At 48.9% G+C, this 18566-nt stretch carries 16 protein-coding genes; 8 read left to right on the top strand and 8 right to left on the bottom strand.

Annotated features, from left to right (window positions below; all coding sequences use genetic code 11):
* The first annotated feature begins 21 nt into the window (after positions 1 to 21).
* A complete protein-coding gene (locus HMPREF3022_RS03055) occupies positions 22 to 879 on the top strand; it encodes a sensor histidine kinase (RefSeq protein ID WP_070765143.1) in 858 nt (285 codons plus the stop codon).
* A gap of 200 nt (positions 880 to 1079) precedes the next feature.
* Positions 1080 to 3665, top strand: a complete 2586-nt coding sequence (gene acnB / locus HMPREF3022_RS03050) for a bifunctional aconitate hydratase 2/2-methylisocitrate dehydratase (RefSeq protein ID WP_049331611.1) — start codon at positions 1080 to 1082, stop codon at positions 3663 to 3665.
* A 171-nt stretch (positions 3666 to 3836) separates the two neighbouring features.
* Here the strand turns inward: acnB and HMPREF3022_RS03045 are convergent, their stop codons facing one another.
* The gene (locus HMPREF3022_RS03045) at positions 3837 to 5231 is read right to left on the bottom strand and encodes a DEAD/DEAH box helicase (RefSeq protein WP_141756485.1); all 1395 of its coding nucleotides are present in this window, start codon (positions 5229 to 5231) and stop codon (positions 3837 to 3839) included.
* 428 nt (positions 5232 to 5659) lie between these two features.
* Between HMPREF3022_RS03045 and HMPREF3022_RS03040 the strand changes: the two genes are divergently transcribed.
* Positions 5660 to 5995 carry a hypothetical protein gene (locus HMPREF3022_RS03040; protein ID WP_049331606.1) on the top strand — a complete coding sequence of 112 codons (336 nt, stop codon included), beginning with the start codon at positions 5660 to 5662 and terminating at the stop codon, positions 5993 to 5995.
* A 205-nt stretch (positions 5996 to 6200) separates the two neighbouring features.
* Here HMPREF3022_RS03040 and clpX read toward each other — a convergent pair whose 3' ends face one another.
* A complete protein-coding gene (clpX, locus tag HMPREF3022_RS03035) occupies positions 6201 to 7466 on the bottom strand; it encodes an ATP-dependent Clp protease ATP-binding subunit ClpX (RefSeq protein ID WP_049331603.1) in 1266 nt (421 codons plus the stop codon).
* Between the two features lie 289 nt (positions 7467 to 7755).
* Here clpX and HMPREF3022_RS03030 point away from each other — a divergent pair, with 289 nt between their 5' ends.
* Both HMPREF3022_RS03030 and HMPREF3022_RS03025 read left to right on the top strand, forming a co-directional pair.
* Entirely contained in the window at positions 7756 to 8688 is a 933-nt protein-coding gene (locus tag HMPREF3022_RS03030) for a serine hydrolase (RefSeq protein WP_192832378.1), read from the top strand.
* Positions 8689 to 8796: 108 nt separating this feature from the next.
* Positions 8797 to 9570 carry a M48 family metallopeptidase gene (locus tag HMPREF3022_RS03025; protein WP_049331599.1) on the top strand — a complete coding sequence of 258 codons (774 nt, stop codon included), beginning with the start codon at positions 8797 to 8799 and terminating at the stop codon, positions 9568 to 9570.
* 63 nt (positions 9571 to 9633) lie between these two features.
* On the opposite strand, the gene HMPREF3022_RS03020 is transcribed toward HMPREF3022_RS03025, so the two are convergent.
* On the bottom strand, positions 9634 to 10134 hold the full coding sequence (locus HMPREF3022_RS03020) for a DMP19 family protein (RefSeq protein WP_079454230.1): 501 nt from the start codon (positions 10132 to 10134) through the stop codon (positions 9634 to 9636).
* Between the two features lie 107 nt (positions 10135 to 10241).
* Here HMPREF3022_RS03020 and HMPREF3022_RS03015 point away from each other — a divergent pair, with 107 nt between their 5' ends.
* Positions 10242 to 10439 carry a zinc-finger domain-containing protein gene (locus HMPREF3022_RS03015; RefSeq protein ID WP_003745781.1) on the top strand — a complete coding sequence of 66 codons (198 nt, stop codon included), beginning with the start codon at positions 10242 to 10244 and terminating at the stop codon, positions 10437 to 10439.
* 3 nt (positions 10440 to 10442) lie between these two features.
* The gene (locus HMPREF3022_RS03010; RefSeq protein WP_003745784.1) at positions 10443 to 10799 is read left to right on the top strand and encodes a hypothetical protein; all 357 of its coding nucleotides are present in this window, start codon (positions 10443 to 10445) and stop codon (positions 10797 to 10799) included.
* A gap of 6 nt (positions 10800 to 10805) precedes the next feature.
* Here the strand turns inward: HMPREF3022_RS03010 and mutY are convergent, their stop codons facing one another.
* Positions 10806 to 11840, bottom strand: a complete 1035-nt coding sequence (gene mutY / locus HMPREF3022_RS03005) for an A/G-specific adenine glycosylase (RefSeq protein WP_049331596.1) — start codon at positions 11838 to 11840, stop codon at positions 10806 to 10808.
* A gap of 162 nt (positions 11841 to 12002) precedes the next feature.
* Here mutY and HMPREF3022_RS03000 point away from each other — a divergent pair, with 162 nt between their 5' ends.
* Positions 12003 to 13043, top strand: a complete 1041-nt coding sequence (locus HMPREF3022_RS03000; protein ID WP_070765118.1) for a zinc-dependent alcohol dehydrogenase family protein — start codon at positions 12003 to 12005, stop codon at positions 13041 to 13043.
* A gap of 69 nt (positions 13044 to 13112) precedes the next feature.
* Here the strand turns inward: HMPREF3022_RS03000 and trmA are convergent, their stop codons facing one another.
* The 4 genes from trmA to HMPREF3022_RS02980 form a co-directional block, all read right to left on the bottom strand.
* Positions 13113 to 14195, bottom strand: a complete 1083-nt coding sequence (gene trmA, locus HMPREF3022_RS02995; RefSeq protein WP_070765117.1) for a tRNA (uridine(54)-C5)-methyltransferase TrmA — start codon at positions 14193 to 14195, stop codon at positions 13113 to 13115.
* A gap of 117 nt (positions 14196 to 14312) precedes the next feature.
* Entirely contained in the window at positions 14313 to 15815 is a 1503-nt protein-coding gene (pta, locus tag HMPREF3022_RS02990; protein ID WP_049331589.1) for a phosphate acetyltransferase, read from the bottom strand.
* Positions 15816 to 15976: 161 nt separating this feature from the next.
* Positions 15977 to 17053 (bottom strand): peptide chain release factor 1, encoded by a 1077-nt coding sequence (gene prfA, locus HMPREF3022_RS02985; RefSeq protein ID WP_049331587.1) that lies wholly within the window; start codon positions 17051 to 17053, stop codon positions 15977 to 15979.
* 156 nt (positions 17054 to 17209) lie between these two features.
* Entirely contained in the window at positions 17210 to 18478 is a 1269-nt protein-coding gene (locus HMPREF3022_RS02980) for an Nramp family divalent metal transporter (protein WP_049331585.1), read from the bottom strand.
* Positions 18479 to 18566: the final 88 nt, after the last annotated feature.

Below are 18566 nucleotides of genomic sequence, written 5' to 3'. Positions count from 1 at the left end.
TTTTCATGGGCTTGCCCCGTCATTCTCTTAATTTTACTTAAGGTCTATTTCTTACAGGCATTTGCGCCGTCCCTGCTTCGCTCTCAGTACAGCGTTGTGGTTTCCTACGTCTCCAATCTGCTGATTTTCTTGTTTGTCGATTTAGTGATTTTGAAGACAGAGATTTGGCCACTGATTCAACACTTCTTCTTGCTGACCTTTTTTTGTTTCAGTTTCATGTACATCGAAGCGGCCCGCCGCAACAGCCTCGCGCCTTCCATTTCCGAGGCCAGACTGAGCGCGTTGACGGCGCGTATCCGTCCGCATTTCTTGTTTAACAGCCTGAATGCCGCCATCAGCTTAATCCGTCTACGTCCATATGACGCGGAAACTTTGCTGGAGAATCTGGCCAACCTGTTCCGCGCACAACTGCGCGACGGTAGTCAAAACAGCACCTTAGGGCAGGAAATCGAGTGGGCACAGGAATATATTGCCATCGAGCAAATCCGAATGGGACATATGCGCGTACAGGTTATGTGGCAACACCATGCGCCCGATGATGCCGAAACGCCACATCTGCTGCTGCAGCCGCTTTTGGAGAATGCCGTATTTCATGGTGTCGAATCTATCCACCGTCCAGGGATAATTACGGTATTAACAAAATTGGAAAAATCATCTATTTTCATCAGTATCGAAAATCCGTGCGGAACAGAACCTAACGAAAATACCAAGCCGCATAAAGGCAATTCTATGGCTCTGCGCAATCTGAAAGAGCGCCTGACTTTGATGTATGACACCGATGCGAAAATCAGAAACATCCAATCAGACGGCCTGTTCCGCGTTGAAATCATATTGCCGTACCGTAAAAAATCAGCCGAAGTTTCCCGTCTGTTTGGCTAAAACGCTTAGAAGAGGGCGGCTTTGGATAGGTTAGACTATTAACACATTAAATAAAATAGTTTAAATTTATTACATTCAGCAACATAACTGTTCCCATTTTTTGAAAACTGGTCTATGATGCTTAAAAGGATTGTTTACAATCCTTAATTGCAAATCATTTGCAATTGCCCAGAAGAAAAAACAGAAAAAGGAACAAAGAGATGTTAGAAGCCTATCGTAAAGCCGCCGCTGAGCGCGCCGCCCTTGGTATTCCCGCCCTTCCTCTGACTGCTCAGCAGACTGCTGATTTGGTTGAGCTGCTGAAAAATCCACCTGCCGGTGAAGGTGAATTCTTGGTTGAGCTGTTGGCTCACCGCGTACCACCCGGTGTGGACGATGCTGCCAAAGTTAAAGCCTCATTTTTGGCAGCCGTTGCCGAAGGCAGCGCATCCAGTCCGCTGATTTCCCCTGAGTATGCTACCGAACTGTTGGGTACCATGCTTGGCGGTTACAACATTCATGCACTCATCGAACTCTTGGATAATGACAAACTTGCGCCTATCGCTGCAAATGGTCTGAAACACACTCTGTTGATGTTTGACTCTTTCCACGATGTTCAAGAAAAAGCCGAAAAAGGCAATAAATACGCGCAAGAAGTATTGCAATCTTGGGCAGATGCCGAATGGTTCACCTCACGCGCTAAAGTTCCAGAAAAAATCACTGTTACCGTCTTCAAAGTCGACGGTGAAACCAATACAGACGACCTCTCTCCAGCGCCCGACGCATGGAGCCGTCCTGATATCCCTCTGCACGCGCTGGCTATGTTGAAAAACCCGCGCGATGGCATCAATCCTGACAAACCTGGCGAAGTCGGTCCGATTAAATTGTTAGAAGAACTCAAAGCCAAAGGTCATCCTGTTGCTTACGTTGGCGACGTGGTCGGTACCGGTTCTTCACGTAAATCTGCTACCAACTCTGTAATTTGGCATACAGGCGAAGATATTCCGTTCGTACCGAACAAACGTTTCGGCGGCGTATGCCTGGGTGGCAAAATTGCTCCTATTTTCTTCAATACTCAAGAAGACTCCGGCGCACTGCCAATTGAAGTCGATGTTTCCGCGCTGAAAATGGGCGATGTCGTCGATATCCTGCCTTATGAAGGCAAGATCGTGAAAAACGGTGAAACTGTTGCCGATTTTGAATTGAAATCACAAGTATTGCTGGACGAAGTGCAAGCCGGTGGCCGTATTAACCTGATTATCGGTCGCGGTTTGACTGCCAAAGCGCGCGAAGCACTGAAATTGCCTGCTTCTACCGAGTTCCGTCTGCCTCAAGCGCCAGCTGAAAGCAAAGCCGGTTTCACCTTGGCTCAAAAAATGGTTGGTCGCGCCTGCGGTTTGCCGGAAGGCAAAGGCGTGCGTCCGGGTACTTACTGCGAACCACGCATGACTACTGTCGGCTCGCAAGATACTACCGGTCCGATGACTCGCGACGAATTGAAAGACCTGGCTTGCTTGGGCTTCTCAGCAGATATGGTGATGCAGTCTTTCTGTCACACCGCCGCTTATCCAAAACCTGTCGATGTGAGAACCCATAAAGAATTGCCTGCCTTTATCTCTACCCGTGGCGGTGTATCCCTGCGTCCGGGCGATGGCGTAATTCACTCATGGCTCAACCGTCTGCTGTTGCCTGATACAGTTGGTACCGGCGGCGATAGCCACACCCGTTTTCCTATCGGTATTTCTTTCCCTGCCGGCTCCGGCTTGGTTGCTTTCGCAGCAGCTACTGGTGTAATGCCGCTCGATATGCCTGAGTCTGTATTAGTACGCTTCAGCGGCAAACTGCAACCGGGCGTAACCCTGCGCGATTTGGTGAACGCCATTCCGCTGTACGCGATTAAACAAGGCCTGCTTACTGTTGCTAAAGCCGGTAAGAAAAACATCTTCTCCGGCCGCATCCTCGAAATCGAAGGCCTGCCTGATTTGAAAGTGGAACAAGCCTTTGAATTGACTGACGCGTCTGCCGAACGCTCCGCTGCAGGCTGTACTGTGAAGCTCAACAAAGAGCCGATTATCGAGTACATGAAATCCAACATTGTGTTGATGAAAAACATGATTGCCAACGGCTATCAAGATTCGCGCACTTTGGAACGCCGTATCAAAGCCATGGAAGCATGGTTGGCAAATCCTGAATTGCTCGAAGCGGATAAAGATGCCGAATACGCCGCCGTGATTGAGATCAACATGGACGACATTAAAGAGCCGATTATTGCTTGCCCGAACGACCCTGACGACGTGTGCTTCATGTCTGAACGCTCCGGCACCAAAATCGACGAAGTGTTCATCGGTTCTTGTATGACCAACATCGGCCACTTCCGCGCAGCTTCCAAACTCTTGGAAGGTAAAACCGATATCCCGGTACGTCTGTGGATGGCGCCTCCAACCAAAATGGATGCAAAAGAGCTGTCTGACGAAGGCCACTACGGTGTACTCGGCCGTGCAGGTGCCCGTATGGAAATGCCGGGTTGCTCATTGTGTATGGGTAACCAAGCACAAGTACACGAAGGCGCGACTGTAATGTCCACTTCTACCCGTAACTTCCCGAACCGCTTGGGTAAAAACACCTTCGTTTACCTCGGCTCGGCTGAGTTGGCGGCAATCTGCTCCAAACTGGGTAAAATCCCGACTGTTGAAGAATACCAAGCCAATATCGGTATCATCAACGAGCAGGGCGACCAAATCTACCGCTACATGAACTTCAACGAAATCGACAGCTACAACGAAGTAGCCGAAACCGTGAATGTTTAATATAGCAAGGTAAACCGATTTTCAGACGGCCTTAAATAATAAAGGCCGTTTGAAACGGAAAAATAAAGGGCGTGGCCATCACGTCCTTTTTATTTTTAGTTTAATAAAAGGCCGTCTGAAAGATAAGTTTCAGACGGCCAAATAATCAGAAAACCGATTAATCAGCGTTGTTTACTTTACGCCAAAACCAGGTTGGAGTAGGGCGCAAGGCTGACGCTCGTGACGGCTGCGGCGTGTTCTGCCGGCAATTTTGCCGCAGACAATACCTGGATCGTTTTTCTCTTCTACTTTTTTCGAGTTTTTGTCTGACTTGCTCGCGTATTCGTTGCGTTTGTTTCTATCATCGCGCCGAGAGCGACTGTCGTTGTGCTGAACCGGTTGTGCTTCGGCTTCATCTTGATTGTCGGTACCCCACCAGTGCGGCTCAAAGCCTTCGATGCGTTCCACATTCAAATCGCTGCCGATCAGCTCTTTAATGGATTCAAACATTTTCTGTTCGGTTTTATCCATTAAGGAAATGGCAACGCCGTCGGCACCGGCCCGGCCGGTACGTCCGATGCGGTGGACGTAGTCTTCAGGTTGGGTTGGCAGCTCGTAGTTGATGACGAAAGGCAACTCGGCAATATCCAAACCGCGTGCGGCAACATCGGTGGCAACCAAAACGCGTAATGTACCTTCTTTAAAGGCATTGAGGGTTTCCAGTCGGCTTTGTTGGGATTTGTCGCCGTGGATGGATTGCGCGGCAATGTTGCGGCGGACGAGGTCGCGGGTAACTTGATCGACGCTTTGTTTGGTTTTGCAGAATACAATGACTTGATTCATATGCAAATCAACAATCAGACGTTCGAGCAGGTTGCGTTTTTTGAGCGCATCAACGGCAATGATGTGTTGCTCGACATTGGCGTTGGTGGTGTTTTGCGCGGCCACCTCGACCATTTCAGGCGTGTGCATAAAATCTTGTGCAAGCTTGCGGATAGGCGGTGAGAAAGTGGCGGAAAAAAGCAGGGTTTGTCGCTGTTTGGGCAACATCTGCATGATTTTGCGGATATCGTCGATGAAACCCATATCAAGCATACGGTCGGCTTCGTCGAGTACAACGATTTCAACTTTGTTTAAATTGATGTTTTTTTGTTTGACGTGGTCAAGCAGTCGGCCAACCGTAGCGACAACAATTTCGCAACCGGCGCGCAAGTCGGCAGTTTGTTTGTCCATATTGACGCCGCCGAAGAGGACAGTATGGCGCAAAGGAAGATTTTTAATATAGGCCTGCACGTTTTGATCGATTTGATCGGCCAGTTCGCGGGTAGGGGTCAATACCAACATACGGACGGGGTGCATGGCAGGGGAGGTGCTGGATGTGGCGTAGCGTTTCAGGCGTTCGAGGCTGGGCAACATAAAGGCGGCGGTTTTACCTGTGCCGGTTTGTGCTGCGGCCAAAAGGTCGTGTCCTGCCAAGGCTTTAGGAATCGCTGCGGCTTGGATAGGCGTCGGGTTTTCATAACCCTGATCGGTCAGGGCAGAGACCAATTCGCTGCCTAAACCGAGTGAAGAGAAAGGATTCATGATGGTGGCTTTCTGTTCAGACGGCCTTTTGAATGGTGAGGCCGTCTGAAAAATCTGATTCTGAAATGGATAAACCGCAGTATGATTTTGATTCTGCGGTTTGAAAAAAGGGGTACGGAACTATCCGGTAAGTAGTCCATTATGCCATAAAAAGAGGGACTCCCCAAATGATGGTTGCAGCTAAAATCGTCTAAGTTTTGATATTTTTACAGTTCAAAAACAGAAAAAGTTACTGGCCTGCAAGGTTTTGAGTTTATTGGAAATTAAGCATTTGTCTTAACGTCAATAGAATTAATTTATCAAAAACTTACAGGATGAAATGAAACTAAATTGTACTCACGTACTCAATATTGAGGTGCAGAGCTTGTTTTGTAGCCTGTATCTCCCGTTTAACGGTAAACCATAAAATCAAAATTTAGGAATATACAATTATGAAAACTTTATTGATCGCTCTTGCAACCGGTAGTCTGATGTTGGCAGCTTGTTCTTCTTCCAAACCTGCTGAAGAAGCGGCAGCGCCACGCGTCACTGTTGAAGAAGCAATGACCCAATGCCAACAGGCATCTGGTGAAAATGCTGACCGCGCTGTGTTTGATGCCTGCATGAAAGACAAAGGCTATCAACGTACCGCTGAATCAGCTGCCTCCGAACCTGCTGCATCTGAGCCAGTAGCTGCTCCTGAAACTGCTGCTCCTGAAGCTGCCGCATCCGAGCCTGCTGCTAAAGCTGCTCCTGCTAAAAAAGCTGTTAAAAAAGCAAAAAAATAAGCTTCATAAAATTCAAGGAAGTCACTCTCATCAATACTCCGGATGAAGACAGACTTAGAGCAACTTGAAAACAAAGGCCGTCTGAATATGTTTCAGACGGCCTTTTTTTTCATGTATAAGACCATTATTAAAAGATATGCTTTTGGTTTTATTAAAAAATAAAAAAGACGTGTAATGGGTACACGTCTTTTTCGAAGAATAAACCTTATTGCTTGTATTCGCTGCCGTCTTCGCGGAAAAGTTTTGGCTGTTCGCCTTTTTCCACGACCTCTTTATTGATGACGACTTTTGCTACGCCTTTCAAATCTGGCAGGGCGTACATGGTATCCAAGAGGCAACGTTCGACGATAGAACGCAGGCCACGCGCACCGGTTTTGCGTTCCATAGCTAGTTTGGCGATGCTGCGCAAAGCGTCTTCTTCAAACTCAAGGCCGACATCTTCCATTTCAAACAAGGTTTGATATTGTTTGACCAAGGCGTTTTTCGGTTCGGTCAAAATGTTGACCAAAGCATCTTCGTCCAATTCTGCCAGCGTGGCAATCACAGGCAAACGGCCGATAAGCTCGGGAATCAAGCCGAATTTAATCAAGTCTTCAGGCTCGACTGTTTCAAACAGGGCTGAAATATCGGCGTTTTCATCTTTGCTATGTACCGCCGCACCAAAGCCGATACCGCCTTTTTCAGTACGTTGGCGGATGACTTTTTCCAAGCCGGCAAATGCGCCACCACAAATAAAGAGGATGTTGGTGGTATCAACGTTGATGAATTCTTGGTTCGGATGTTTGCGTCCGCCTTGAGGAGGAACGCTGGCTACCGTGCCTTCAATCAGTTTCAGCAAGGCTTGTTGCACGCCTTCGCCGGATACGTCACGCGTGATGGACGGATTGTCGCTTTTGCGTGAGATTTTATCGATTTCATCGATATAGACGATGCCGCGCTGGGCTTTTTCAACGTCAAAATCACATTTACCCAAAAGTTTGGTGATGATTTGCTCAACGTCTTCACCGACATAACCGGCTTCGGTCAAGGTTGTGGCATCTGCCATGACAAAAGGGACATCCAGTTTGCGCGCCAAAGATTGCGCCAACAGGGTTTTACCTGAGCCGGTAGGGCCGATCAGCAGGATATTGGATTTGGACAATTCGACTTTGCCGTCTGCTTTTGGATGGCGCAGGCGTTTGTAGTGGTTGTAAACCGATACTGCCAACGCTTTTTTTGCGTGTTCCTGACCGATCACGTGGTCGTTGAGGTTGGCAACGATTTCGGCCGGGGTAGGCAGTTTTTTCTCGGCGTTTTCTTTGTTCGCTTTGGCAAGCTCGTTTTCAATTTCGCCGGATTCGTTGTCTTGCAGCATCATGCCGCAAGTTTCTACACATTCGTTGCAGATAAAGGCGTGTTCGCCTTCGATCAGATTTTTAACGTCGTTTTCGGACTTCCCGCAGAATGAACAGGTGCGTTTTTCTTCAGACATAATAATTTCTTCGTATGGTTGTATGGAGGCTGTGTTGTAAAGGGGGAACAGATATTTCGGGCGTATTGCCGAATTGAGGGAATGCCTCTGACAAAGGAGCCTAAGTATAATGACTATCTTGTGTTTTTTCAAATCAGAGCAGGCATTGTGCCGTATCGTCTAAGAAACAGATGAGGGCGCTGGATTTGAATATCTCGCAAACAAACGCAAAGTTTTCTCAACTCGCTTTACAATTGGCGAAAAATTTAACAGAATGTTGAATTAAATGTATTTTTTTGAATTGGCAGATATGAAAATCTATAAAACTTTAGGAATGGTATGGACAGGTGTGGCATTGGCCTTTGCTTCTGCGCCTGCCGTTGCCAATGATATGGATGTATTGGGACAATTTTTGGAGCAAAATTTCCCAGTGCAAAATGACCCGCTGGAAGCTTTTGCGTTGAATCATGCCGACCAAGTCGAAGCTCAAGCCGCCTTGGCAGGTCCTCTGCTGTCTTCGCAATCTGCTTTGATTTTCAATAATAAAACCGGTGAAGTGCTGTATCAGAAAAACCCTGATCGTGTCATGCCGATTGCCTCTATTTCCAAATTGATGAGCGCGATGGTGGTTTTGGATGCGCATCTGGATATGAACGAGCCTATTACGATTACCGAGGCTGAAATCGACCGTTTGAAAGGTACGGGCAGCCGTTTGAGCATCGGCACGACGCTGACACGCGGCGAACTGTTGCACCTGAGCCTGATGAGCAGTGAAAACCGTGCTACTCATGCGTTGGGCCGTACCTATCCGGGCGGTATGAGCGCGTTTGTTGCTGCAATGAATGCCAAAGCACAAAGCCTGGGCATGACCAGCAGCCGTTTCTATGAGCCTACCGGTCTGAATTTCCAAAACGTTTCCACTGCACGCGATTTGAACCGCATGGTTGCAGCAGCCAGCAAGTATCCGCTGATCCGCAAAAATTCGACTTCAAATTACGGCTCGGTTTGGACGGCAAACGGTCGTCAAAACTACAAAAACTCCAATGCCTTGGTGCGTGAGGGCAGCTGGAATATTGAATTGCAGAAAACCGGCTATATCCGTGAGGCAGGACGTTCTATGGTGGTTAAGGCCAATGTACAGAATCAGCCGATTACCATTGTGTTGCTCAACTCTCCGTCTTCTACAACCCGCGTAAATGATGCGCGTAAGATTGAGTCTTGGATGTTGCAGCGCCGTTCTTAAATGTTACGTTTAAAGGCCGTCTGAAACCGTTCAGACGGCCTTTTGTGTAAAGTGTATTAAATTTGGGTACAATGTCGTTACATTAACTTAAAAACACAGAGAGAAAACATGTTGAAAAAACTGAATAAAAAATATTGGGCCGGCATGGGTGTGATTTTGGCGTTGACCGGCTGTACTTCTGTAGCGGATATGGTTGGCTACGATACTGCGACTTTAAATGAAGACGCGGCTAAAAGTTATTCACAAGTTATTCAAAACGCACGTGGTCAAAAAGCTTTGGATGTTTCATCTCCAACAGCTCAACGCGTTCAACGCGTGTTTGCACGTCTGCGTCCTCATGCTGAGCGCGCCAATAAAACCGGCGTACCTTTCAACTGGCAGATGAACGTTATCCGCAGTGATGAAATGAACGCATGGGCAATGCCGGGCGGTAAAATGGCCGTGTACACCGGCATAGTAGAGAAATTGAAGCTGACGGATGATGAAATTGCCGCCGTTGTCGGCCATGAAATGACCCATGCCCTGTTGGAACACAGTAAAAAAGCTTTGGGCGGACAAGTATTGACCGGCTTGGGCGGTTCCATTTTGGCCAGCTCAACCGGTGTGGATGGTGATTTGGTCGGCTTGGGTGCAGATTTGTTGGCGACCAAACCGTTCTCACGCCATCAGGAAAGCGAAGCGGATGCTGGCGGTGTGCGTTTGATGGCTGAAGCAGGCTACAACCCTGAGGCTGCGGTAAGCGTGTGGGAAAAAATGAACAAAGTACAGGGCGGTAGCTCATTGTCTATTTTGTCGACCCACCCGACCAATCAGGCGCGTATCAATGCAATCCGCAAAATGTTGCCTGAAGTAATGCCGATTTATCAGAAAAACAAACGTTAATTCGATGTATTGATGATTTTGCCGGTTTGAACAGATGATTCAAACCGGCAAAGTTTTATGGTTTCAGTCTGACAGTTTGGCAAATTTATCCCAATTTGCCTGAACATACGCTGCCGCAGTTTCCAAGTCTTCGTCGGCAACGTCATAATAATCGCCGTCAAGCTCTTCAAAATCGGGAAAAGCTTTGCGGATTTCGCCGAAATCCCTTTGCTCATCTGCCATTTTTTCAATGGCTTCGCCGTGTTTTTCGTACAAGGTTTTGGCTTTGTCTAAGATTTTCGGTATCGGTTTGATGCGCCAGCGGCGCAGGCTGTCGGCAACCGGATTGCCGAAGATGTATTCTCCGTATCCTGAAGCGATAAGCTGTACGAAGCCGCCTTCTTGAATTTGGCTGTCGAGATAGCAAAGGGCGGTCAATGTATGCTGTTCGTCGTTAAGGCCGGACATTTCCTCATCTCCTGCTTGTTTGGTGTGATCCAAATAGGCTGCGCTGAGTGTATAAAGAAATGAAGCGGAATCGGAAGTATCGAAATCTTGAAGGCGGAGCAGGGTAGTCATCATCATCAAAGGCCGTCTGAAAAAAGTGATTATATAATGTTTTCAGTCTGAACCTAGTGGCCGTTTTGCTTTACAATATCGGAAGATAAGAAAACATAGTGAGGAACCAAACCATGAGTACACAGTCTGAAAAAAACGTTGTAGTCATCAAACCGCAGGATTTGCCGCTGCATTGCTCCGGCCCTAATCATGAAACATGGAACGGCCATCCGCGCGTGTTCTTGCCGATTCAGTCCAACAGTGAGATTGAATGCCCGTATTGCGGCACTTATTACCGTCTTGATGGCGAGATTCCGCATCATCATTACTAATCTATGTCTATGTCGAACAAAATCATCTGCGCTTTGTGCGTGAGTTTGTGCGCTGCGTGCGGCTCGTATAAGGCCGTGCGCCCTGACGCGCCGTTACCGGTCATTGCACAGGCGCAGACGTATTCTGTCCGTTATCAATCCGCACAAGGTCGGACGATTACTGCAATTTATATCAACAGCCACAGCCCGATGATGGTTGAGTTGCGTGAAGGCAATACGGTTGAGAAACTGGTGCAAGTCCGCTTGCGCAGTCAGGGTGTCGAGTACGCCAATCCAAGCTCGCGTTGGCAAATTGGCGACGGGTTTGCCGTACTGATTCGCGGCGGAAAAGAAGTTGTATTTAAAGAGATTGTGGAATAGGGCGGTTTAGCCTTTGGCCAAATACTTGATTAAAGGTTTGGGCAAACCATAATCCGCCAACTGTTCCGATGATATCCAAAGGCCGTCTGAAAGATGTTCAGACGGCCTTTGTTGCGTCTGAAAAGGGGTAATCATCAATAAGCGGTGGGTCAGGCGGTGGGTAAACGTGGTTTGTTCTTCAAGGCCGTCTGAAATAATGCCGAAGCGTTTGGCGCAAGCATACAAATCGTCTAATTTTTCAAAACAGGGTACGCAATACAGACCGCCCCAAATGCCTTTGGCAGGGCGTTTTTCAAGCAATAATGCGCCGTCAGTGTGATAAATAATCAGCCAATAAAGCGGTAGTGTTTGCACTTCGGGAGCAGTTTTTTTGCGGGGCAGCTCGTCAATGCGGTTTTGTTTTTTTGCTTCGCAGATGTCTGCCATAGGGCATTGATGGCACAAAGGTTTTGTCCGTTTGCAGACGGTTGCGCCCAAATCCATCAAGCCTTGCGTGTAGGCAGGCATATCAGTGTTTTCAGACGGCAGCAGGCTTTCGGCGAGTGACCAGAGCGAGTTTTCAAATTTTTTGTCTTGCGGATTGCCGTCTTGGGCAAAGACACGGCAGAGAACGCGTTTGACGTTGCCGTCTAAGATGGTTTCTCGTCGGTTGAAAGCAAAGGCAGAAATGGCGGCGGCGGTACTTCTGCCTACACCGCAGAGCGTCTCCAAGTCTTTGCGTTCGGAAGGAAAGATGCCGCCGAATTGTCCGACGACTTGTTGCGATGCTTTGTGCAGATTGCGTGCGCGGCTGTAATAGCCCAAGCCTGCCCACAAGGATAAAACCTCGTCTTGCGGCGCGGCGGCAAGCGATTGCACAGTTGGGAATTTGGCTAAGAAACGCGGATAGTAGTCCAATACGGTAGCAACCTGCGTTTGTTGGAGCATGATTTCTGAAAGCCAGACGGAATAGGGGTCTTTGACCTGCCAAGGCAAGTCGTGACGGCCATGCTGCCGTTGCCAATCGATGAGTCGTTGTGCGAAGGATGTGGGTGTGTTCATTAATATTTACTTTTTAATTATTTGTTTTCAAAACAGTATGTTACACTATAACATAAGAAATAATAATCAGGATTGACTTATTAGGTGGAGGGGTATATAAATATAGTTAACGTGGATTTACGCTGTATTGTTAAAGTTTATTAGCTACTCAAGGAGATTCACATGAAAGCAATGGTTTATCATGGCGCAAACGACATCCGTTTCGAAGAAAAACCCCGCCCTCAAATTATCGATCCGACCGATGCAGTCGTCAAAATCGTTAAAACCACGATTTGCGGTACTGACTTGGGTATTTGGAAGGGTAAAAACCCTGAAGTTGCCGATGGTCGCATTCTCGGTCATGAGGGTATTGGTATTGTAGAAGAAGTCGGCGATGCTGTAAAAAACATCAAAGTCGGTGATAAAGTCATTATTTCATGTGTCAGCAAATGCTGTACTTGCGACAACTGTAAAATCCAACTTTATTCACACTGCCGCAACGGCGGTTGGATCTTGGGCTATATGATTGACGGTACTCAGGCAGAATACGTCCGTACGCCTTATGCCGACAACAGCTTGGTTCCGCTGCCTGATAACGTCAACGAAGAAGTTGCCCTGCTGTTGAGCGATGCCCTGCCGACCGCCCACGAAATCGGCGTGCAATATGGCGATGTGAAACCTGGCGATACCGTATTCATTGCAGGCGCAGGTCCTGTCGGTATGTCTGCGTTGCTGACTGCTCAACTGTATAGCCCTGCCACCATCATCATTTGCGATATGGACGAAAACCGCTTGAAACTGGCGAAAGAATTGGGTGCGACCCATACCATCAACCCTGCTTCCGGTGATGTGAGCAAGCAAGTTGCCGCTATCGTCGGCGAAGACGGCGTAGATTGCGCCATTGAAGCGGTCGGTATCCCTGCGACTTGGAATATGTGTCAAGACATCGCGAAACCCGGCGGTCATATCGCAGTGGTCGGTGTACATGGTCAATCCGTTGATTTCAAACTGGAAAAACTGTGGATTAAAAACCTTGCCATTACTACCGGCCTGGTTAACGCCAATACCACCGAAATGCTGATGAAAGCCATTTCCAGTAGCTCAGTGGATTACACCAAAATGATGACCCACCATTTCAAATTCAGCGAATTGGAAAAAGCTTACGATGTATTCAAACACGCTGCTGAAAACCAAGCCATGAAAGTGGTTTTGGAAGCGGATTGATTTAAAAATCGCTTAATATGCCGTTAATTAAAGGCCGTCTGAACATTCAGACGGCCTTTTTGTATGGTTTTATTTCTTCTTCAAGCAAACGCCGCTTTCGATATGGTGGGTAAATGGGAATTGGTCGAACAGGGCGGCGCGTTCAATGGTATGGGTTTGACAGAGCGTGTCGAGATTGGTGCGCAGGGTCTCAGGGTTGCAGGAAATATAGAGGACGTTGTCGAATCGGGCAACCAATTTGAGCGTTTCATCATCAACACCGGCGCGTGGGGGATCAACGAAAATAGTTGAAAAATCATAGTTTTTCAAGTCGATGCCTTGTTCTTGCAGGCGGCGGAATTCACGGTTTTGCGTGTAGGCCTCGGTAAATTCTTCCGCAGACAGGCGGGCGATTTTGAGGTTGGTAATTTGGTTGGCTTCAATATTCCATTGGGCGGCATTGACGGAAGTTTTGGAAACTTCGGTTGCCAGCACCTGATTGAAATGTTGTGAAAGCGGCAGGGTGAAATTGCCGTTGCCGCAGTACAGCTCAAGCAGGTCTTTGCCTAAGTTTTGTGCTGCATTACACGCCCACGTCAGCATTTTTTGGCATACTTGGGCATTGGGTTGGGTAAAGCTGCCCTCGATTTGACGATAGCGGAAGGTCTTGCCGTTGACTGTCAATGTTTCGGTCACAAAATCTTGGCTCAATACGATTTTTTGTCCGCGGCTGCGGCCGATGATATGAATGCCCAAATTGTGCGCCAACTCTTGCGCGGCTTGTTGCCATGCGTCGTTCAGCTTCTTGTGGTAAATCATGGTAACCAGCATTTCGCCGCTTAAAGTGGATAAAAATTCGACGGCGTACCAGCGGTTTTTCAGCTCGGGATGATTGGATGCGGCTTCAATCAGTTTCGGCATCAAGGTATTGATGGATTCGGATGCGGCAGGAAATTGGTCGCAACGGATCAGGCTTGCCCCGCTTGCCTTTTGCCCGCGCTCAAACATGGCATAAAACATTTCTCCGCCCTCATGCCAGATACGGAACTCGGCACGCATCCTGTAATGCTGTTCCGGAGATTCAAAGACTTCGATTTCAGGGAAATCCAGTCCTTGGAAAAGTTGCTGAAGATATTGCTTTTTGTCGGCTAGTTGTTGCTGGTAGGCAGTCATCGGGGCAGTCTTTCAGAAAATAATGGCGAATTATAATATAGTTGACGCAAAGATACGAAAGGCCGTCTGAAACATCGGTTTCAGACGGCCTTTGATTTCAAAGCATCAGCTTGTCAATCAGCCTTGCATTTGTTTGGCTTGAACGGCAGTCAGGGCGATGGTGAAGACGATGTCTTCAATCAATGCGCCGCGGGACAAGTCGTTAACCGGTTTGCGCAAACCTTGCAGCAACGGACCTACGCTCAGGACGTTGGCGCTGCGTTGTACGGCTTTGTAAGTACAGTTGCCGGTGTTGAGGTCTGGGAAAACCAAAACGGTTGCTTGACCGGCAACAGCGCTGCCCGGAGCTTTGGATTGACCGATAGATGGAACGGTAGCCGCATCGTATTGCAACGGACCTTCGATGGCCAAATCAGGGCGTTTTTCATTAGCCAGTTTGGTTGCTTCGATTACTGCATCGACATCAGGGCCGCTGCCTGAGTTGATGGTGGAGTAGGAAATCATGGCTACTTTTGGATCGATACCGAAGGCTTTGGCGCTGTCGGCAGATTGGATGGCGATGTCGGCCAGTTGTTCAGGCGTTGGGTTCGGGTTAACCGCGCAGTCGCCGAAAGCCAAAACTTGGTTAGGCAGCAACATGAAGAATACGCTGGATACGAGGCTTGCACCCGGAGCGGTTTTAATCAGTTGCAGGGCAGGACGGATGGTGTTGGCAGTAGTGTGGACTGCACCGGAAACCAAACCGTCTACGTCGTTTTGAGCCATCATCATGGTGCCCAGTACGACGGTGTCTTGCAGCTGTTTGCGTGCATCTTCAGGAGTCAGGCCTTTGGATTTACGCAATTCGCACATCGGCTCAACGTATTGTTCAACCAAAGTAGCAGGATCAATGATTTCCAAAGAATCAGGCAGGGAAATGCCGCGTTCTTTAGCAACGGCCTCAACTTCTTCGCGGGTCGCCAACAGTACGCAACGGGCGATGCCTTTTTCGTGACAGATAGCGGCGGCGGCGACGGTGCGTGGTTCTGCGCCTTCAGGCAGAACGATGCGCATATCGGCTTTGCGTGCGAAATCGATCAGGTTGTAACGGAATTGGGCTGGAGACAGGCGTTTAGCTTCGCGTTTGGCCAAAGCGGATACGTCTTGCAGTTTGTCGCTGGAGCCGAAGAAAGTCAGGCCGGTTTGCTCGGCAACTTGTGCGCCTAAAGCAGCGGCTGCGCCGTCAATGATAAAGCCTTCCAATAAGCCAGGGGAGTTGGTGTAGAGCTGTTTGGTGAGGTTTAATTGTTGGGCAACGGCGGCTGCATCGGTGTTGTCGGATTTCAGCACCAATACAACGCCTGCGTCTAAAGACAACGCTAATTCGACGTTTTTGCCCGCCAAGAACAATTTGTCCGCATCAGGAGTGATGCCTTCGATAACGAGGTTATCTGCGTTCAATGCTGCAACTTTACCGACAAGCGCGTCAAACCAGTCGTCGCTCTTGCCTTGAGCCAACAGGGCTTCTGTAGTGGAGTCAACGGCTTGGAAAACTTGTGCATTCAATGCCGCTGCAAATGCTTTTGCCGCTGCATCGGCGCTCAGGCCGGTAGATACCGGTGCGATCAGGATTTTTGCCATTTTGTGTCCTCTCTTTCGTTAATTGTAGAAGGGTGTTGCTGTGACGCAGCTGGTGCTGCATTTTAACACTTCAGGATTGAAGTTTCTTTAATATATTCACGGTCATATTGACATATGTCATCAGGCCGTCTGAAAAGTATAAACGCAATGGGCTAAATTCATCAATCCCCCATTGCTGCCAAAAGCTCGGCTTGATGCTCGGCAATCAGGGCATTGGTGATTTCTTCCAAGTCGCCGTCCATCACAAAATCCAGTTTGTGCAGGGTAAGGTTGATGCGGTGGTCGGTCACGCGGCCTTGGGGATAGTTGTAGGTGCGGATGCGTTCGCTGCGGTCGCCGCTGCCGATCAGGGATTTGCGTTCGGCGGCTTCTTTGGCTTGGGCTTCGCGTTTTTGCGCGTCGTTTAAGCGGGCGGCGAGGACTTTCATCGCCTGCGCTTTGTTGGCGTGTTGGCTGCGGCCGTCTTGGCATTCGACTACCATGCCTGTCGGTAAGTGGGTAATGCGGACGGCGGAGTCAGTTTTGTTGATGTGCTGACCGCCGGCACCGGATGCGCGGAAGGTGTCGATGCGCAGGTCGGCGGGGTTCAACTCGATGTCTTCGAGTTCGTCCGCTTCGGGCATGACGGCGACGGTACAGGCGGAAGTATGGATACGGCCTTGGCTTTCGGTCGCGGGGACGCGTTGCACGCGGTGGCCGCCGGATTCAAATTTCAGACGGCTGTACGCCCCGAGTCCGATAATGCGGGCAATGACTTCTTTATAGCCGCCCAATTCGCTTTCGTTGGCGGAAACGATTTCAACCTGCCAGCGGTTGCGCTCGGCGTAGCGGCTGTACATACGCAGCAAATCGCCTGCAAACAGCGCGGCTTCGTCGCCGCCGGTACCGGCACGCACCTCGATAAAGATATTTTTATCGTCGTCGGCATCTTTTGGCAGCAGCAGTTTTTGCAATTCGGTATCGAGTTCGTCGATTTTGGCTTTTGCCGCCTCGATTTCTTCGGCGGCAAAGTCTTTCATTTCGGGGTCGGACAGCATTTCTTCGGCATCCGCCAAGTCGCTTTGCGCCAGCTGAAAGTTTTGGAAGACTTCGACGACGGGGGTCAGTTCGGCGTGTTCGCGTGTGAGTTTGCGGTAATTGTCCATATCGGACGTGGCTTCAGGCTGACCGAGCAAATGCGTGACTTCTTCCAGTCGGTCGCTGAGTTGTTGTAGTTTTTCTAAGATAGACGGCTTCATAAATTTTCCAAAATACGGATGCCGTCGAGTGGTCTGCAACGGCGAAATAAGGAGTCATTATAATGGGTTCGAATGAAAATTCAAAAAGATATGATTGATTAGAAAGGCCGTCTGAAACCTGTTTTTAAGTTTCAGACGGCCTTTTTTTATATGGGCTTATTTAGGCGCAGCCAAGATGCCTGTTTGGTTCAGTAGGAATAAAACGGTAAAGCCGGTCAAATAAATCAAACCGATAATGGCGAGGAAGTTCATGCCCATGGTCAGTTTGTGGCGTTTGTCGCCTTTGACGAGGCGGTAGTTCAGCCAAGCGAACACAGGGGCGGCAACGAAGGCAGTAATCATGGCGAATTTGAGCAACTCGGCCATTGCGCTGTTGAACCAGAAAATTACGGCCAAGCCTGAGCCTGCGACCCAGACGTTCCAAGCAAACAATTCGGCATTGCCGGTTTTGTCTTTGCCGCGCAGCAGGCGTACCGGTTCGGCAATCGCGCGGGCGTAGCCGTCCACTACGGTAATGGTGGTGCCGTACATGCAGGCGAAGGCGATAAATGCCACCAGCGGACGAGACCAGTCGCCGATGGTCACGGCGTACATATTAATCAGCTGGCCAACATATTTGCCGCCCGCCATTTGCACTTCCTCGCCGTTGCCGTATTGTACATATGCACCCAAGGCGAGGAAAACGACCGCCAAAATCGCGCTGGTAATGTAACCGACATTGAAGTCGAAAATACCGTCGCGGTAGCTGGAAGGGTTGATGCGTTGTTTTTCGGTTACCCACAAAGAGTTGATGGCGGAAATTTCAATCGGTGCAGGCATCCAGCCCATCAGCGCGATGAGGAAGCCCAAGCCTGCCAGTGTCCATGGGGTAGGCTCGATAAAGTCGGGTTTCATCTGCATGCCGCGAGACATGGCCACGGCTGCTGCGGCGACGGTGGCGATGGTCAGGCTGACGATGATGATTTTGGAAACGTTGTCCAATGCTTTATAGCGGCCGCTTGCCAAAATCAGCAGGCAGGAAACCATAATCATGACGGACACCATGCCGGCATCGAAAGTCAGCGACGGGATCGCCATTTTGACGATGGCGGCGGTAACGATGGCGACTGCACCGGCATTAATCGTTGCCGATGCAATACATAAAATCAAAAATACCCACAAATAAACACGGCTTTTTTCGGCATAGCCCTCAATCAGGCTTTTGCCCGTATCCAGCGTGTAATGTGCGCTGAAGCGGAAAAACGGGTATTTGAATAGGTTGGTCAGAATGATAATCAGCGCAAGCTGCCAGCCGTAAAGTGCGCCTGCCTGCGTGGAGGCAATCAGGTGCGAGCCGCCGACTGCCGCCGAAGCCATCATGATACCCGGGCCGAGAGCATTGATTTTGCTTTTCCAAGTAGAGGAGTGTGTATATTGTTCTGCCATAAGTATTTTCCGCCTGTTTCAGACGGCCTTATTATCAAAAAAAAGCATATTTTAACGTAAATAAAAAGTTTGCCCAATAATATGCGTA

Origin of the sequence: Neisseria sp. HMSC065C04 (genome assembly GCF_001815375.1) — a bacterium.
GTDB lineage: Bacteria > Pseudomonadota > Gammaproteobacteria > Burkholderiales > Neisseriaceae > Neisseria > Neisseria flavescens_D.
The sequence above is the reverse complement of the archived record's forward strand: the minus strand, read 5'-3'. Positions and strand labels throughout refer to the sequence as shown.

Bases quoted from the DNA above. Each gene is read 5' to 3' on its own strand.
- acnB (WP_049331611.1), top strand. From the start codon at position 1,080: ATGTTAGAAGCCTATCGTAAAGCCGCCGCTGAGCGCGCCGCCCTTGGT.
- HMPREF3022_RS03040 (WP_049331606.1), top strand. From the start codon at position 5,660: ATGAAAACTTTATTGATCGCTCTTGCAACCGGTAGTCTGATGTTGGCA.
- clpX (WP_049331603.1), bottom strand. From the start codon at position 7,466: ATGTCTGAAGAAAAACGCACCTGTTCATTCTGCGGGAAGTCCGAAAAC.
- HMPREF3022_RS03030 (WP_192832378.1), top strand. From the start codon at position 7,756: ATGAAAATCTATAAAACTTTAGGAATGGTATGGACAGGTGTGGCATTG.
- HMPREF3022_RS03025 (WP_049331599.1), top strand. From the start codon at position 8,797: ATGTTGAAAAAACTGAATAAAAAATATTGGGCCGGCATGGGTGTGATT.
- HMPREF3022_RS03020 (WP_079454230.1), bottom strand. From the start codon at position 10,134: ATGATGATGACTACCCTGCTCCGCCTTCAAGATTTCGATACTTCCGAT.
- HMPREF3022_RS03015 (WP_003745781.1), top strand. From the start codon at position 10,242: ATGAGTACACAGTCTGAAAAAAACGTTGTAGTCATCAAACCGCAGGAT.
- HMPREF3022_RS03010 (WP_003745784.1), top strand. From the start codon at position 10,443: ATGTCTATGTCGAACAAAATCATCTGCGCTTTGTGCGTGAGTTTGTGC.
- mutY (WP_049331596.1), bottom strand. From the start codon at position 11,840: ATGAACACACCCACATCCTTCGCACAACGACTCATCGATTGGCAACGG.
- HMPREF3022_RS03000 (WP_070765118.1), top strand. From the start codon at position 12,003: ATGAAAGCAATGGTTTATCATGGCGCAAACGACATCCGTTTCGAAGAA.
- trmA (WP_070765117.1), bottom strand. From the start codon at position 14,195: ATGACTGCCTACCAGCAACAACTAGCCGACAAAAAGCAATATCTTCAG.
- pta (WP_049331589.1), bottom strand. From the start codon at position 15,815: ATGGCAAAAATCCTGATCGCACCGGTATCTACCGGCCTGAGCGCCGAT.
- prfA (WP_049331587.1), bottom strand. From the start codon at position 17,053: ATGAAGCCGTCTATCTTAGAAAAACTACAACAACTCAGCGACCGACTG.
- HMPREF3022_RS02980 (WP_049331585.1), bottom strand. From the start codon at position 18,478: ATGGCAGAACAATATACACACTCCTCTACTTGGAAAAGCAAAATCAAT.